The sequence below is a fragment of the Staphylococcus equorum genome (genome assembly GCF_001747895.1).
Lineage (GTDB): Bacteria > Bacillota > Bacilli > Staphylococcales > Staphylococcaceae > Staphylococcus > Staphylococcus equorum_A.
In genome coordinates this window covers 97421-113404 of record NZ_LNNB01000009.1, presented here as the reverse complement: position 1 = coordinate 113404, position 15984 = coordinate 97421, and the positions used below count along the sequence as shown (strand labels likewise).

The 15984-nt window shown below is 32.3% G+C and carries 15 protein-coding genes and 1 other annotated feature; of the genes, 2 read left to right on the top strand and 13 right to left on the bottom strand.

Translation table 11 applies throughout. The annotated features are described in order from the left end of the window. Positions 1–108: 108 nt before the first annotated feature. Both AST02_RS14180 and AST02_RS02355 read right to left on the bottom strand, forming a co-directional pair. Positions 109–267, bottom strand: a complete 159-nt coding sequence (locus AST02_RS14180; RefSeq protein ID WP_141714362.1) for a hypothetical protein — start codon at positions 265–267, stop codon at positions 109–111. A gap of 70 nt (positions 268–337) precedes the next feature. Then, positions 338–796, bottom strand: a complete 459-nt coding sequence (locus tag AST02_RS02355) for a DUF4930 family protein (protein ID WP_069815435.1) — start codon at positions 794–796, stop codon at positions 338–340. Positions 797–943: 147 nt separating this feature from the next. On the opposite strand from AST02_RS02355, the gene AST02_RS14020 reads away from it, so the two are divergent. Further along, positions 944–1123, top strand: coding sequence for a hypothetical protein (locus AST02_RS14020; protein ID WP_071561853.1), 180 nt, complete (start codon positions 944–946; stop codon positions 1121–1123). Positions 1124–1262: 139 nt separating this feature from the next. Here the strand turns inward: AST02_RS14020 and AST02_RS02350 are convergent, their stop codons facing one another. The 9 genes from AST02_RS02350 to AST02_RS02310 form a co-directional block, all read right to left on the bottom strand. Then, positions 1263–1544 carry a hypothetical protein gene (locus AST02_RS02350; protein ID WP_046465512.1) on the bottom strand — a complete coding sequence of 94 codons (282 nt, stop codon included), beginning with the start codon at positions 1542–1544 and terminating at the stop codon, positions 1263–1265. 150 nt (positions 1545–1694) lie between these two features. Then, a complete protein-coding gene (locus AST02_RS02345) occupies positions 1695–2543 on the bottom strand; it encodes an aldo/keto reductase (protein WP_069815433.1) in 849 nt (282 codons plus the stop codon). A 271-nt stretch (positions 2544–2814) separates the two neighbouring features. Beyond that, positions 2815–4074, bottom strand: coding sequence for an oligosaccharide MFS transporter (locus AST02_RS02340; RefSeq protein ID WP_069815431.1), 1260 nt, complete (start codon positions 4072–4074; stop codon positions 2815–2817). Then, positions 4067–5062: a glycoside hydrolase family 43 protein gene (locus AST02_RS02335; RefSeq protein ID WP_069815429.1), complete on the bottom strand. Its 996-nt coding sequence runs from the start codon at positions 5060–5062 to the stop codon at positions 4067–4069. The genes AST02_RS02340 and AST02_RS02335 overlap by 8 nt, the downstream gene beginning before the upstream one ends. A gap of 204 nt (positions 5063–5266) precedes the next feature. Further along, on the bottom strand, positions 5267–5944 hold the full coding sequence (gene radC, locus AST02_RS02330) for a RadC family protein (RefSeq protein WP_069815427.1): 678 nt from the start codon (positions 5942–5944) through the stop codon (positions 5267–5269). After that, complete coding sequence (locus tag AST02_RS02325) at positions 5941–6645, bottom strand: prepilin peptidase (protein WP_069815424.1); 705 nt, start codon at positions 6643–6645, stop codon at positions 5941–5943. The genes radC and AST02_RS02325 overlap by 4 nt, the downstream gene beginning before the upstream one ends. 312 nt (positions 6646–6957) lie before the next feature. Next, positions 6958–7776 (bottom strand): squalene/phytoene synthase family protein, encoded by an 819-nt coding sequence (locus AST02_RS02320; RefSeq protein WP_069815423.1) that lies wholly within the window; start codon positions 7774–7776, stop codon positions 6958–6960. Positions 7777–8094: 318 nt separating this feature from the next. Further along, entirely contained in the window at positions 8095–9357 is a 1263-nt protein-coding gene (locus AST02_RS02315; protein WP_046465519.1) for a bifunctional folylpolyglutamate synthase/dihydrofolate synthase, read from the bottom strand. Between the two features lie 11 nt (positions 9358–9368). Continuing rightward, a complete protein-coding gene (locus AST02_RS02310; protein WP_069815421.1) occupies positions 9369–11999 on the bottom strand; it encodes a valine--tRNA ligase in 2631 nt (876 codons plus the stop codon). 42 nt (positions 12000–12041) lie between these two features. Then, positions 12042–12283: a binding site (T-box leader), on the bottom strand. Positions 12284–12342: 59 nt separating this feature from the next. On the opposite strand from AST02_RS02310, the gene AST02_RS02305 reads away from it, so the two are divergent. Further along, the gene (locus tag AST02_RS02305; protein ID WP_069815418.1) at positions 12343–12921 is read left to right on the top strand and encodes a DNA-3-methyladenine glycosylase I; all 579 of its coding nucleotides are present in this window, start codon (positions 12343–12345) and stop codon (positions 12919–12921) included. A gap of 606 nt (positions 12922–13527) precedes the next feature. Here the strand turns inward: AST02_RS02305 and AST02_RS02300 are convergent. Both AST02_RS02300 and hemL read right to left on the bottom strand, forming a co-directional pair. After that, entirely contained in the window at positions 13528–14598 is a 1071-nt protein-coding gene (locus tag AST02_RS02300; protein ID WP_069815416.1) for an AbrB family transcriptional regulator, read from the bottom strand. Between the two features lie 96 nt (positions 14599–14694). Further along, positions 14695–15978 carry a glutamate-1-semialdehyde 2,1-aminomutase gene (gene hemL, locus AST02_RS02295; RefSeq protein ID WP_069815414.1) on the bottom strand — a complete coding sequence of 428 codons (1284 nt, stop codon included), beginning with the start codon at positions 15976–15978 and terminating at the stop codon, positions 14695–14697. Between the last annotated feature and the right edge of the window lie 6 nt (positions 15979–15984).

Sequence of the window (15984 nt, the reverse complement as noted above, 5' to 3'; positions counted from 1 at the left end):
TATCTTATATGTTTAATCTTTTTATATACGCTCATATAAGCATTCAAAATGTCTTCAAGTTTCAAACCATAAAAAAAACGCCTCTACTATAAGAGACGTGAACTTACTTTAGTCATTTTCTTTTTCATCTGATTTGTTGTCGTCAGTTGATTTTTTAGCTTTTTTCTCATCTTCTTCATATAATGTTTCTTTTTTACGCCAACGTGCAAATAAATTTTGTGCTTTTGCTTGCTCAGCCATTTTCTTATCTTTAGACTGTTCACTCATAATTGGACACCAACCTTTAACGTTTTTACTTATTTAAGGCTAACGCATTTCACCCTATAATTCAAACGCATTACTCGTAGCTAGATTGTGGTTGTAGTTCAATATGCACTCCTAATTGATTTAAATCTTGTTCCATTTCAATTTCCGTCTTATAAACACGAAGTGAATCTGAGCCAAATTCATAGATAATAAACTCATCGCCACGTTGACCAGCCAAGTATTCATCAGTATAACCCATTCTTTCTAAACCTGAGACTGACATAAACTCTTTTTTATTAATCCAATCAAACACATTTTTCGTTTGACTAAACGGTACATTATTAAGGATGTCATTATCTTCTACTGAATACCGTTTGCCACCAGTCAAATTTTGTTGAGGTGCTTCATTATTCATAGATGGCTTATCATCATGTACTGGGTTCCATTCTTGGTCTTTTAAAAAAGGTGCATATTTTAATGCGAAAAGTACAATTGCTACTATCGCTATGACAGCTATAATGTTTTTTACAATACTGAAAATAAACCGCATGAACCATCCTCCTATTAAGTCACTCTATATTATAATTTTTCACAGTCGAATTATCATCAGTCTCTAGAAGTATTTAAAACTTATCTATAGACTGATGCATACGCCCTATTTTCATAGTACAATGTTTTTAAAGGGAGTGAATACAGAATGAGTATTTTATCTATAATCCTGCTTGCACTCTTAGTCATACTACTATTTAGAGTAGGTTTATCAATTTTAAGATTTATAATATATATTGGAATTATTGTGTTATGTATATATTTGGGTTACCAAGGTATTCTTTGGTTAATGGAGAATTTTAACACTTATTTCAATTTCATAAATTAAAATTTTAGCGCTTAAGGATTAAATTATCCATTAAGCGCATTTTTTTGTTATTAGATTTAATACTTTCACTTAAAATATGTAAAAAACATAAAGTACTACTAGCAAAACTTAACATATACTATAGAAACTTGTCATTTACTTACTTTCCTACACCATTACTTAACACCTGATAAACATAATAACAGCCACTTAATAATAGTGCCCATATTATCGCTACCGCTATAGCACTCAATAAATAAATCCAAATTGAAGTTGATGTATGATTAAATACAACGAATAATATAGTTGTAATAACAACTCCGATAACTGAAACAGCTATGGCAATACCTGTTTTTTTCAAATTAATTGCTTGGCGCTTTTTTGTGAGTTGCATAAGATACACTACAGGTAACAATAACCCGATTAATAAGATACTTCCCAATATATAATCCTCCTTATATAACAACTTGATTATACATTACCTTGACGCATACCGGAAGATTAATGTGTCTCATAAAACAAATCAATCATATGTAAAAAGACACCCTTTCAATATCAGGATGTCTTTAATGTATAATGTTACTTTAAATGCTTAAACAAATTCTTCATATTCAAGTGGGTTTTGATTTTCAACACGACCGCTTTCACCTTGATCTAAGTCATCAATCTTATCCAAGTCTTCTTGTTCTAATTCAAAATCAAGATAATTATAGTTTTCTTGTTGATGTACGTCATCACTTGATTTAACAATTGGAAATACATGGTTTTGATTAACCCAGTTAATAATTACTTGAGCAGGTGTACGATCATATTTATCAGCAATAGCCTTAATCGTATCGTTCGTAAGAACATCATTAATTTCACGACCTAAAGGGCTCCAAGCTTCTGATAAAACACCTCTTTTATCATTTTCTGCTATTAAATCTTTATTATTGAAATACGGGTGAATTTCTATTTGATTAGTAGCTGGCGTCACTCCTGTTGCTTCAATAATTTCATCTAAATGTTCAGGCATAAAATTAGAAACACCAATTGTTTTAATTAAACCATATTTCTGTGCATCGACTAATGCTTTCCAGGCCTCAACGTATTTACCTTGTTTGGGATTCGGCCAATGTATTAAATATTTATCAAAATAGTCTAAGCCTGTACGATAAAGTGACTCTTGAATAAGATTAATAGCTTTATCATATTCATGTGCAGCGCCAGGTAATTTAGCACTTACATAAATTTGTTCTCGAGGTATTGACGAACGACGAATTGCCTCGCCTACCATACCTTCATTGTTATAATTAGTTGAAGTATCTATTAAGCTGTAGCCTATATCAATTGCATTCATTACTTGATTAACGCCTTTTCCGCCTTGAATATTAACCGTTCCTAATCCTATATGAGGTAAAGTTGATCCATCATTTAAACGAAACTCATCATACATCGTCATTAATAATCCTACCCTTCTTCCATATATTTAAAAATCAGCCTAAATAAACTGATTATATATAATCGTTACTTTCTATTTCTACCCGTTTTAATACTTTAATAATCTGGGGAAATATTATTATTCTGAGTAAGTTTATAAAAGTTAAGTTTAATACCAATCTTGATAATAAATTCACTTAACAATAATCTTCAGTCAAAATATCATCATAAAAAAGCATGCTAATAGCATACTTTTTTATGATGATATTTACTTATTCTAGTAATTGGCATTTCTAATTGCTATTACTTATTTGTTCTTTTGAATTATTTAAATTAGATAATGGTTTATCACTCTTCATTAAAAATGCTCCAATACTAACTAAAACGATTATAATAACTGACATAATTAAATATGTATTTTGGAAACCTATCTCCACATATAATTTGCCCATTATTACCGAAAAGAATGCTACTCCAAGTTGCTTGGCAACATTGAAAGCAAGCATATAAACTGTTGCTGAAAGTCTTATATCAAATATACTCACTATATATTTCATTATTGATATGAGTAATAATGGCATTTCTATAGCTGCTAATAACCTAAAAAATGATAGCAGCCAAACCTCATCTGTATAAGCGGTCCCTATAACCCTTACAAATAATACTAAACCATATAAAAACAACCCATTTTTTGCACCGATTTTATTTATAACCCATGGCATAAAAATCATTACACCCGCTTCAATAAAAATCTGTGTTGAAGTCAGTCTACTAAACAAGGATTCACCAGTGCTGCTGTCAGGGAAAAATTGTACAAAATAATTAGGGAATTGTTGGTCAAATACGTCGTATAAACTTGCACTACCAATAATCAATAAACAAAGTCCCCAAAAACTTTTATTTTTGAATAGTTTAAAAATACTATCTTTATTTACATATTCTTTTTCATTTTTGATATTATCGTTTTTTTGATAATTTAGTTTTTTAACCTTAATACTCCAAAGTATTATACCTAGTAATATAGCTGATATAGAACATATCCAAAAAATACTATTAGTATTATGCACAAACATAATACCACCAATAAAAGCAAAAGCACCACCTGCTAAAGAACCAAATAGTCTAGTATGTCCATATTCAAATCCATTAGCTCTACTAGACTTTTCACAATAAGATTCTACAACTCCAACTCCGCTATACAAACATAAGCTTATAAAAGAGCCTCCTATTACACTACCTAAAAACACATTTGTTTCAAGTAATGGTATAAATGCATATTCGAAAAAAGGTCCAATAAAAAGTAAGCATAAAATGACAAAAGCAAACAAGTATTTCTTCAAACCTAATTTATCTTGGATAACGCCATAAATTGGCTCTAATATTATGGCAACTATAGACATCGTAGCAAAAACAATACCAGCTTCAGCTGTGTCTAAGTTTGCTACCCTATTTAACCATAGTGGTAAAAAAGTAATTATTAATGTCCAAATTGCAAAATAAAAAAAGTTTATACCACCAAAACGCCAAAACACACTACTTTTAATATTAATCATAGTCCTCATCCTCCAATATTCGTGGTGAATTTGGAGTCCATCGTTCATCTGGCATCGGTTCATCTAGTATTAGCATGCCATCTTTATCCCATTTTATAATTTGGGCTCTTGCATGACGATTAGGATCATATAAAGGATCACCATCAATATTTTGGTAATTTCTCGCATGATAAACAATAATATCTTGCTGCTCATCTTCTGAAACTGTAAAAGAATTGTGCCCAGGCCCATATTGTCCATTAATATTACTACTACTAAAAATAGGCTTTTTAACTTTCTTCCATGATTTAGTGTCTAACACATCACTAGTAATATCAGCATATAATAGTCCAACACAGTATTCTATACCTGTTGCACTTGCTGAATATGTTAAATAAATATAATTTTCTTTTATAAGTATTGATGGTCCTTCATTCACTAAAAACCCTTGTTTTTCCCATTCATATTCAGGATAAGTTATCATAGATATTTTTCCTTCCAAAGTCCAAGGATTTTTCATTTTTGAAATATAAATATTTGAATGACCCGGAATATTTATATCTTGCTGCGCCCAAACATAATATACAACATCATTTAAGATAAAAACCGTAGCATCTAAAGCAAATGACTCCCAACCTGTATCTATCTGTCCTTTATCTATCCAGTTATCAGATAAAGGATCATCAGAATTATTTTCTAATACAAACATTCTGTGATTAAAAGTATCATCTTCAATTTTTTCATTAGGAGAGGCTGCATAATATATATACCATTTATCATCTATTTTATGAATTTCAGGTGCCCAAATTAGATGACTTTGCCCCCCCTTTTCATGTTTCTCCCAAATCACATGCTCTTTTGCATCGTTTAGCCCATTTATATTATCTGAAATTCTCAATATAATTCGATCATAATTAGGATGCGAACCAGTAAAAATATATTTTTCTTTTTCTTTGTGAATAAAAGGATCCGCTCTTTGCAATACAATAGGATTATTTATTTTAACCATAACATTCTACCTCCAAAAATATATTGAAAACGTTTTCAATATAACTATAGAATATATGTCCGTACATGTCAATTTTATTTAAAATGTGTCCGTATATGTATCGAGGATATAACGCTTAAATAGAACTGTTTATTTTACATAATGACTCATAAAACTTCATTCTTGGATTCGGACGTTTCTATAAATTTAATTTTCTACTATGTATCAGTCAAAATACCCTTCTTCAACCATGCTTAAATAAGTATGGTCACCTATAATAATGTGGTCTAATAAGTCAATTCCTAGCACTTGACCACACTCTTTTAACCTTTCAGTAGTTTTAATATCCTCGGTTGAAGGCGTAACATCACCTGAAGGATGGTTGTGTAATACAATAATGGCGTTACTCGCACATTTAACAGCTTCACTAAATATTTCTCGTGGATGTACAATTGAGCTATTTAAAGTGCCAATAAATATGGTCTTTTGCTTAATAATTACGTTTTTAGAATTTAAAAACAACGCTATAAATTTTTCTTGTGTCAAATGCTCCATTTTGCCCATCATGAAATCTGCGACATCTTTAGGGTTTGAAATTTGAATCTTATCGTCTACGCTACCTGAATGCATGCGTTCTCCTAACTCAAATGCTGCTTTCAAAATAAGCGCTTTATATAAACCTACACCTTTGATTTTATTTAAGTCACTGATAGATAGCCTTTTTAATTCTTTTAAGTTGTCAACTGTCTTCAACAATTCGTTTGCAATATCTAAACTGGAACTCCCTTTTCGACCAGTATTAATGAGTATAGCTAATAACTCAGCATGCGATAAATGCGAGGCACCATAGCTTAACAAACGTTCTCTCGGTTTCTGATTATCTGCAAGTTCATTTATTCTCAAATTAGACCCTCTCCTAAAGTTAAATATTGATGAGACACCATCGCTAAATTAAAAGCAACAAAAATAAAAGGTATAAGTGGTATTCTTTGCTTTAAATTACGAAAAAGTATCATACTAACTAAAGCAAAAATACCCCCACAAATAAACGTAAAAAACATTGTTAACACAAAGTCTGGATATGGTAGTAAATAAGATAGCAATGAAAAAAGGAGTATGTCACCGTAACCAATGCCGTGACGTATTAGAAAATAAAAAAGGTGTAATATCGTAGTCATGATTAAGAAATGGTATACATTTCCTTGTGCAATAAAATAGGCACATAACGAAAATATAATGTACAGATGGAGTGGCAGTGCAAAAGTTTTGATGTCATACATAGTAAATACAAGTAGGAATATATATATAAGTATAAAGGTGGTGTGATCTAAAGGAAATGATAAGTAAGAAAGTATAAATGCAGGAACAATAGATAATAATTCTCCAATTAAATATAAAGAACTCAACTTACTTTGACAGCAACTGCTTCTTCCTTTTAAACACAAAAAGCTTATAATTGGTATCATTTCGGTAAATTTAAGCACGCTATGACAATAATCACAACGAGAACGTAAGGTAAAGTAATTTAACCTTAATTGATTTACATGGCTCAACTGGTACAAATAACTAAATAGAACTGGACATAATAAAAGTTGTTTAATCAATGATGTGCCTCCTTATAAAAATTATAGCACGTCCGTTTTAATTTAATAACAAAATTATCACTTAGTTAAAAATTTTAATTGTAAGTTTGTTAAAATAAATTTTCAGTACACAAAAAGCGCTGTAATCTCTAAAATTTAAAGGGAAAAGCATTTAAATAAAATAGATATTACGCGCTTATGTATGTGTAATAATTATATGCACATTTAACTAGGGAATACAGAAAGACACAATCAGCCACTTTGTATTCATTAATTAATATGTTATTTGTTGTTGTTACTTTTAAAAATAAAGTAAATCATTATTTTTCGATACTATTTTTTCTTAACTTCTTCTACTGTTTCTTCGACTTCTTTACGTGTTATTTTTTCACGGCCATTTTTCATAGCTTTTAAAGATTTATGTGCAAGCGCTAAAGGTAAACGTGCGAATAATATAATCGTTCTCTTATGGATTGAATCGATATATGCATCTGCTTTTGCTAAGTTTTCATCTGCATAATCAAACAGGTCTGCACGAGTCCAACCATCCGGTACAAAACTCACACCACGTTCATCTAAATCTTCTTTTTCATTTCGTAAAATGTTAACAGCTTGAAGTCCACGTCCATAACCAATGGCTAAATCGCGGTCTGTTTTTTCACCAGCACACAATTCCCATAGTTCTGATAGCATGACACCAACACGCCCTGCAACGTAATATGTATATTCATCTAAATCTTCGCGTGTATGAACATCCCAGTTTGCTTTCGCCCATTTAGCCATACCGAATGCCATCTCGCTCGAACAATCTAAGACGATTGGCAAAGTTCTGTCGGGACATGCGTCTATCCACTCACTTAAACGGAGTGTAACTTCAGGCATAATATCTTTCACAGGGCCAAGAATCTCTAGATATTTTTCTTCATCAAAAGTTTCTTTAAACAATTCACTCACTTGCATTAAAATTGTATATTTTAAATCATTATCTACTTCTTCATGATCCTCAATTTCATCAATTGCTCGTAGTATTAAATATGCAGATGCTACTGAATGTTTTAATTCTTTTTCTAAAAAGGTAATCGGAATATAAAACGTACGGCTTGTTTCTTTCAGTACGCGCATTGCATCCTTCGGAAATTTCTTTTCTGTCATGTTAATCTTTCCCTCCCTTTTTTAAATACTATCATATTATTACAAATTAAAATAGGAATTGCTAAATAGCTAAAAAAGCAACAATAATTATTCGCGTTAAACGACACATTAATTACAATTTACACAAATAATCAAACAAGTCTTCACTTTTCAAAAACTTTCATAAAACTATTATATAAAAAAGCCAGTTACTTTTACATTAAAGTCAGAATAAATCATTAACCCTGACTCAATAACGCTAAATAATAACCAGCTTTCTTATTGAATAACTCTTTATTTAATTAAAATCAGCACAGATTCACTGTTGTTTAATAAAATCTAAAAATTAACTTTCGCTTTAACTTCACTAATGAAATATAAACTTCCAGTTATAATTAATCCATCACCTTCATATGTTTCAATAAACTTCACATAATCATCAACAAGTTCTTTTTGGTCAAATCGTATTTCTTCAAAAATAGCGTCTTTAGTTAATGCTCGAGGAAAATCAAAATCAGTAACATAAAACGTTGAAGCAATTGTTTTAAGTTGGTCTACCATCGTATTAATTGGCTTCCCTTTTACTGCAGAAAACAAGATATCTAGACTATCAATGTGATAATAATCCTTCATTGTACTAATCAAAGCTTCAACACTTTCAACATTATGTGCGCCATCAACAATCATCAAAGGCTTTTCTTTAACTTGCTCAATTCTCCCAGTCCAGCTTACTGATTCAATACCATCTATCATCTTATTGAAATCTAAATCAACAATGCCTGATTCGTTTAGTTCAATAAGTGCAGTTATTGCTAAAGCTGCATTTTCTTTTTGATGCTCACCCAACATATTTAATAGTAAGGTTTCTAATTCATAGTCTTTATAACGATAAGTAAATTCTTCTTCTTGTGAAACGATACTAATATCGCGATCAAACTCTATACCTTCAGTATTCTGTTGCTCAACACAACCACGAATTACTTTAAGCGCATCTTCATTTTTCACTGCATAGATAATTGGTGTATTAGGTTTGACGATTGCGCCTTTATCTTTTGCTATATCCGTATAAGTATCTCCTAGAATTTCAATGTGGTCTAGTCCTATACTTGTGAGAATTGTTAATATCGGTTTAAAAACGTTCGTTGAATCATTTTTAATCCCTAATCCCGCTTCAACTATTACAAAGTCAACTGGGTGTAATTCACCAAAGTATAAAAACATCATCGTAGTAATAATTTCAAATTCAGTGGCTGTTCCAAGCTCTGTTTCAACTTCTAATGCTTCGCTTACTGGCTTTACTTTTTGAACTAATTCAACAATATTGTCATCACTAATCGGTATCCCATTTAAACTTATACGCTCATTAAAGGTTTCAATAAATGGCGAAGTGAAAGTACCCACTTCATATCCATTATCAACAAGCGCTGATCTTAAATATGCAACTGTGGATCCTTTTCCATTCGTGCCACCTACATGAATACCATTTATATTAAATTGAGGATTGTTTAATCGTTCCAACATCCATTCCATACGCTTAATGCCTGGTTTAATGCCAAATTTAGTTCTTTCATGTATCCAATATAAGCTATCTAGGTAATTCATGTTTAGGACTCCTATGCTTTTAATTGATTAATTCGTAATTTAACACCCTCGTATTTTTCTTGATACGTTTGTTTTTTCTCACGTTCTTCATTGATTACTTTTTCAGGTGCTTTATTAACGAAATTATCGTTTGCTAATTTTTTATTAACACGATCCAATTCTTTTTCCCATTTCCCAAGTTCGTTTTCTAATCTCTCAATCTCTTTATCCATGTCGATTAAACCTTCAAGTGGTAAAACAACTTCACCAGCTGTAGTAATAGATGTCATCGCTTTTTCAGGTATTTCAACTGCTGTATCGATTGTAAGTTCGCTAGGATGACAGAATTTATCTATATAATTTGAATTATTTACTAGCGTATCTTTAACATTTTCATCTTTTGCTTTAATGAAAATAGGTATTGCTTTAGATAATGGTGTGTTTACTTCCAAGCGTGATTGTCTAACAGATTTAATTATTTCAACAAGTTGTTGCATCGTTTCTTTACTTTCATCAAAAATCAATGCCTCGTTCACTTTAGGCCAAGGTGCATTAACAATTGTTTCACCTTCATGTGGCAGATTTTGCCAAATTTGTTCAGTAACAAACGGCATGAATGGGTGTAACATTCTCATTGTATTATCTAACACATAAGTTAGTACAGAACGCGTTACTTGTTTCTGTGCTTCATCATCGCTATTCATTGGTATTTTACTCATTTCAATATACCAATCACAGAAATCATCCCAAATAAAGTTATAAAGCGTACGACCAACTTCACCAAACTCATACTTGTCACTTAAATCTGTAACGTTAGCAATCGTTTCATTTAAGCGCGTTAAAATCCACTTATCTGCTAATGATAGATTACCTGATAAGTCTACATCTTCAACTTTAAAGTCATCCCCAATATTCATTAAACTGAATCGAGCTGCATTCCAAATTTTATTGATAAAATTCCATACAGATTCAACTTTTTCAGTAGAGTAACGTAAATCATGACCTGGTGAAGAACCAGTTGCTAAGAAATATCTTAGGCTATCTGCACCATACTCATTGATAACATCCATTGGATCAACACCGTTACCTAGAGATTTACTCATTTTACGTCCATCTTCTGCACGGACCAATCCATGTAATAATACATCATCGAAAGGACGTTTTCCAGTAAATTCTAATCCTTGAAAGATCATTCTTGCCACCCAGAAGAAGATGATGTCATAACCAGTTACTAATGCATTCGTTGGGAAGTAGCGCTGGAAGTCTTCAGCTTCAACGTCTGGCCAACCTAACGTTGAGAATGGCCATAATGCACTAGAGAACCATGTGTCTAATACATCTTCATCTTGTGTCCAATTTTCAATATCTTCTGGTGCTGCTTCACCGACGTAAATTTCACCAGTTTCATTGTGATACCATGCAGGAATTTGATGTCCCCACCATAATTGACGTGAAATTGTCCAATCTCTAATTTCTTCCATCCAACGATTAAATGTTTTTTCAAATCTTGCAGGTACAAAATCGATTCTATCATCTGTTTTTTGATTATCTAATGCTTGCTCTGCTAAAGGTTTCATTTTTACAAACCATTGTGTAGATAAATAAGGTTCTACAACTGCACCAGAACGTTCAGAATGACCAACAGAATGTTCATGCTCTTCTATTTTAATAACTAAACCTTCAGATTCTAAATCTTTTACAAGCTGTTCACGACAGTCAAATCTATCTAAACCTTCGTATTTACCAGCTTTGTCATTCATTTTACCAGATTCATCCATAACAATAATGCGTTCTAAGTCATGACGGTTACCTATTTCAAAGTCATTTGGATCATGCGCAGGTGTTACTTTCATAGCACCACTACCGAAATCAATATCTACATAATCATCTGCTAAGATAGGCAATTCTCTACCTAGGATTGGTAATATAACTTTTTTGCCAATGATATCTTTATAACGATCATCATTAGGATTCACAACAATCGCAGTATCACCTAACATTGTTTCAGGACGTGTTGTAGCGATTTCTATATAGCCTTCGCCATCTGCATAAGGATATTTAAAATGATAAAATTTACCTTGTACGTCTTCATGAATAACTTCAATATCTGATAACGCAGTACGAGCGATGGGATCCCAATTAATAATATATTCTCCGCGATAGATTAAATCTTTCTTATACATATCAACGAATACTTTATTAACTGCTTTACTCAATCCATCATCTAATGTAAATCTTTCTCTGCTGTAATCTAAACCTAATCCTAGTTTAGCCCATTGTTTTCTAATAAATGTAGCGTATTCTTCTTTCCAATCCCAGGCTTGTTCAAGGAATTTTTCACGACCTAAATCATGACGAGATAATCCTTGCTCATTCAATTTAGCTTCTACTTTGGCTTGTGTTGCTATACCAGCATGGTCCATACCAGGTAAATACAAAGTATCGTAACCTTGCATACGTTTCATACGTGTCAATATATCTTGCAACGTTGTATCCCATGCATGTCCTAGGTGTAATTTACCCGTTACATTTGGTGGTGGGATAACAATTGTGTATGTTTCTTTTGTATTATCTTCAGACGCTTTAAAATAGCCCTTATCAAGCCATTCTTCATAGCGCCCTGACTCAACTTCGTTCGGATTATATTTTGGTTTCATTTCCATTCGTTAAAATCCTCCTTAAAATAAAAAATCCGCCCTATAAATATATAGGACGGATTTCCCGTGGTACCACCTAAATTCAAGAAATTAGTTCACTAATTTCAAGCACTTAAAATTATGATTAACGCTCAAACACGCTTTAACCTATTTTACATACAATTACATTGTAGTATTTCAGCTAAAGTTCAATGTGGGCTACCTTCAATAAGTTAAACTGTACATTCTCAGCATACATGTACTCTCTGTTAAATCTAAGCCTATTTACTCTTCCCAGTAGACAATATCTCTTTACTTAATTATAGTATAATGGATGTTAAGATAAGTCAATGGAATGGAGTGAAAATATATGAATGAATGCGCATTTGGCACAAAAGATCCAACCTATCTCGAATATCATGATGAAGTATGGGGCCAACCACTTTATGATAGCTTGAAATTATTTAAACTGATGGCTTTAGAATCACAACATGCTGGTCTTTCCTGGTTAACAATTTTAAAGAAAAAAGCATCTTACGAAGAAGCTTTTTATGACTTTGATCCAGTGCTTATCTCCAAAATGACACCAGATGATATAGACCGCTTGATGACATTTCCTAATATCGTTCATAATAGAAAAAAGATAGAAGCTATTGTAGGACAAGCAAAAGGATATTTTGAAATAGAAAAAGACTTCGGAAGTTTCAGTGATTTTCTATGGTCATATGTAGATCACCAACCTATCGATTGTGGCTATACACATCCAAGTGATCGTATTACTATAGACACACGCGCAACAGAATTATCGAAAACATTGAAGCGTTATGGTTTTAAATTTTTAGGGCCAGTGACAGTTTATTCATTTTTAGAAGCTGCCGGTTTGTATAATGCACATATGCAATCATGTCCTAATAATCCAAAGCATTATCGAGGCAAAGGCTTTAATTAGCCATAGATCATTCCCTTTTGAGAAAATTTCATTTTTCGATATTTTTCACCATGAATCAACAAAATGCCCCCCGCTCAAAACTCAAAATATTTCAATAGAATATATATAAAATAAGGCCGAGACATGTATTTTGTCTCGGCCTTATTTTATATATTGGCAATGCACAGAGTAGCGATTCTACATTTTTAATTTTAAATAAATAGAAAAGTGTTGTAAAATTTAAAACTTTTATAAATCTCGTTTTTTGTGACTATTTTTAACAATCTTTTTATTTTTATACAATCTGATTATAAGTAAAGTCAATAGTACTGCAACGATACCCTTTACAATATCGTAGGTCAGTATGACATTAATCCATAGAAGAATGATGACCATGATATAAATAATTTTCATAATATATGTTAGAAACACTTTGCTAATTGTGACTTTTGGTTCACCTTATTCGCTCAAAAAGTCGTGTCACTTTAACTGAAAAGTGATTTGATATGCCTATATCACATTTTCTAACACGGTCTCACCCTCTCTATATCATAATATTGTGTATAACAGTCGTAATATATAATTGTGATGTAATTGTTCAATTTTCTAATTAAAAATATCATCAGTTTAATTAAGTTTTTTTTCACGATGTTTCAAGAACACGTTTATCGCTGGCGCAATTAAGAATAAAATAAAGAATATTCTAAAGATATGGTAACTAGAAATCAATGCGACATCCGTACCTGTTTCTAACGCCACAATAACAATTTGGCTCATACCACCTGGAGCAGCGCCTAAGAACAATTCATTTACTGAATGCGTCGAAAATGTAGAAATGATTAGCACCATTACGAAAGCTAACAATATGAGTAATGTATTCTGAAAAGCAATTGCGACGGCAATTCGCCCTTTCATCTGATCTAATAAGAGCGCAATTTGAATGCCAATTCTAATCATATATATGACTTGTGCAGCTGCAATAATATAATTATCTAATGTAAAGTTAGCACCTGTTAACAAATTCCAACATATTAATACAAGAATCGGTGCAAGTATCTGTTTTGTCGGAAAATTAATTTTACCCATTACGATATATACAGCGATTACAGCTAATGTCAAAAAGATAATACTAGGCATCGATAAAGCTTCAGTCAACGTTGCTGTTACTCCAGTTCCACCGGTCGCTAATTCTTGTGAGTCTTTAAAAAAGTAAGAAATAAAAGGCACAAGAATAACCACAAATATAATTCTCGAAGTTTGAGTCAAACTCACTACCATAATATCCGCTTTTTTATTTTCTTCGGCCATAATCAGCATTTGACTCAATGCACCTGGAATGACACTAAGTATTGCTGTTTCAATATTTACTTTTGCTATTTTTTTGAAAAAATAAGCAATGATTAACGCGAGCCCAAGTAATAACACTGTAATTATTACAATAGTAAACCAATCATCTTTAATATCTAAAATAACCTCTTTAGTGAAAGTAGATCCAATTTGAACACCTAGTAACACTAAACCAATTTGACTTAGCCAAAATGGCCAATTTATTTCTAAATGCAAATATCTCACACAAATTATACTGGCAATAATAGGACCAAACATAAATGGCAATAATATATTGGCTGCATTAAGTATAAAACTTAAAAATAAAGCTAACACTAAAACGATGATATTGTTTCTTAATTGCTTACTCATGTACTCACAACTTTCATAGGTATCATTATACTTCATAGTACTTTACATATAAAAGAACCCGATCAACACCATGGTTGTTCGGGCTAAAAATAAACTTTATACAATTCGACTTAGAGCGGTATCAAATGCTTGTATTGTTTGTTCAATATCAGCTTCTGTATGCGCTGTTGAAAGAAATGTTCCTTCAAATTGGGAAGGCGGTAAAAATACGCCTTCTTTTGCCATTTCTCTATACATTTGACTAAACATTTCTAAATCGCTTTTATTTGCTTGTTCAAAGTTTGTCACCGGCCCTGCATTTAAGAAATATCCTATCATAGAACCAGCACGATTTACAGTGATTGGCACATGATGTTTTGCAAAGACCGCTTTCAATCCTTCTTCTAATTTGTCACCTAATTTATTAAAATAATCATATGACTCAGGAGTTAATTGACTTAGTGTTTCATAACCACTTGTCATAGCTAATGGATTACCTGATAACGTACCAGCTTGATAAATATCACCAGCTGGCGCAATTTGATCCATAACTTCTTTCTTACCACCAATAGCACCAACTGGCAAGCCACCACCGATTACTTTACCTAAACAAGTTAAATCTGGTGTTACATTAAAGTAACCTTGCGCACAGTTGTATCCCACTCTAAACCCTGTCATCACTTCATCGAAAATAAGTAATGAACCATATTCTGTAGTGATGTCTCTTAAGCCTTGTAAAAATCCTTCAACTGGAGGCACGACGCCCATATTACCAGCTACAGGTTCTACTATAACGCCAGCAATATCGTCACCAAATTCTTCAAATGCAACTTTTAGCGCATCTAAGTCATTATATGGAACTGTGATTGTATTTTTCGCAATACCTTCAGGCACTCCTGGTGAATCAGGTAAACCAAGCGTTGCGACACCAGATCCTGCTTTGATTAATAGTGAGTCACTATGACCATGATAACAACCGATAAATTTAATAATTTTATTACGACCAGTATAACCACGTGCTAAGCGTAATGTATCAAGGGTTGCTTCAGTACCTGATGAAACCATACGTATTTTTTCAATAGATGGCACACGATCAATAACGAGTTCAGCTAATTTATTTTCTTGTAGTGTGGAAGCACCGAAACTTGTACCATTATCCACTGCTTCATGAATTTTATCAATTACTTGCTTGTTTTTATGTCCTAAAATTAATGGCCCCCAACTTAGAACGTAATCGATGTATTCATTACCATCAATATCATATATTCTTGAACCTTCACCATGGTCCATAAATATTGCTGGTGTATCTACTGATTTGAAAGCTCTTACTGGACTATTGACACCACCGGGCATCAATTGTTCAGCTTTTACCATCGCTTTTTCAGAATTAGTATAACGCATTCTAAA

Bases quoted from the DNA above. Each gene is read 5' to 3' on its own strand.
- AST02_RS14180 (WP_141714362.1), bottom strand. From the start codon at position 267: ATGAGTGAACAGTCTAAAGATAAGAAAATGGCTGAGCAAGCAAAAGCA.
- AST02_RS02355 (WP_069815435.1), bottom strand. From the start codon at position 796: ATGCGGTTTATTTTCAGTATTGTAAAAAACATTATAGCTGTCATAGCG.
- AST02_RS14020 (WP_071561853.1), top strand. From the start codon at position 944: ATGAGTATTTTATCTATAATCCTGCTTGCACTCTTAGTCATACTACTA.
- AST02_RS02345 (WP_069815433.1), bottom strand. From the start codon at position 2,543: ATGACGATGTATGATGAGTTTCGTTTAAATGATGGATCAACTTTACCT.
- AST02_RS02340 (WP_069815431.1), bottom strand. From the start codon at position 4,074: ATGATTAATATTAAAAGTAGTGTGTTTTGGCGTTTTGGTGGTATAAAC.
- AST02_RS02335 (WP_069815429.1), bottom strand. From the start codon at position 5,062: ATGGTTAAAATAAATAATCCTATTGTATTGCAAAGAGCGGATCCTTTT.
- AST02_RS02320 (WP_069815423.1), bottom strand. From the start codon at position 7,776: ATGACAGAAAAGAAATTTCCGAAGGATGCAATGCGCGTACTGAAAGAA.
- AST02_RS02315 (WP_046465519.1), bottom strand. From the start codon at position 9,357: ATGAATTACCTAGATAGCTTATATTGGATACATGAAAGAACTAAATTT.
- AST02_RS02310 (WP_069815421.1), bottom strand. From the start codon at position 11,999: ATGGAAATGAAACCAAAATATAATCCGAACGAAGTTGAGTCAGGGCGC.
- AST02_RS02305 (WP_069815418.1), top strand. From the start codon at position 12,343: ATGAATGAATGCGCATTTGGCACAAAAGATCCAACCTATCTCGAATAT.
- AST02_RS02300 (WP_069815416.1), bottom strand. From the start codon at position 14,598: ATGAGTAAGCAATTAAGAAACAATATCATCGTTTTAGTGTTAGCTTTA.
- hemL (WP_069815414.1), bottom strand. From the start codon at position 15,978: ATGCGTTATACTAATTCTGAAAAAGCGATGGTAAAAGCTGAACAATTG.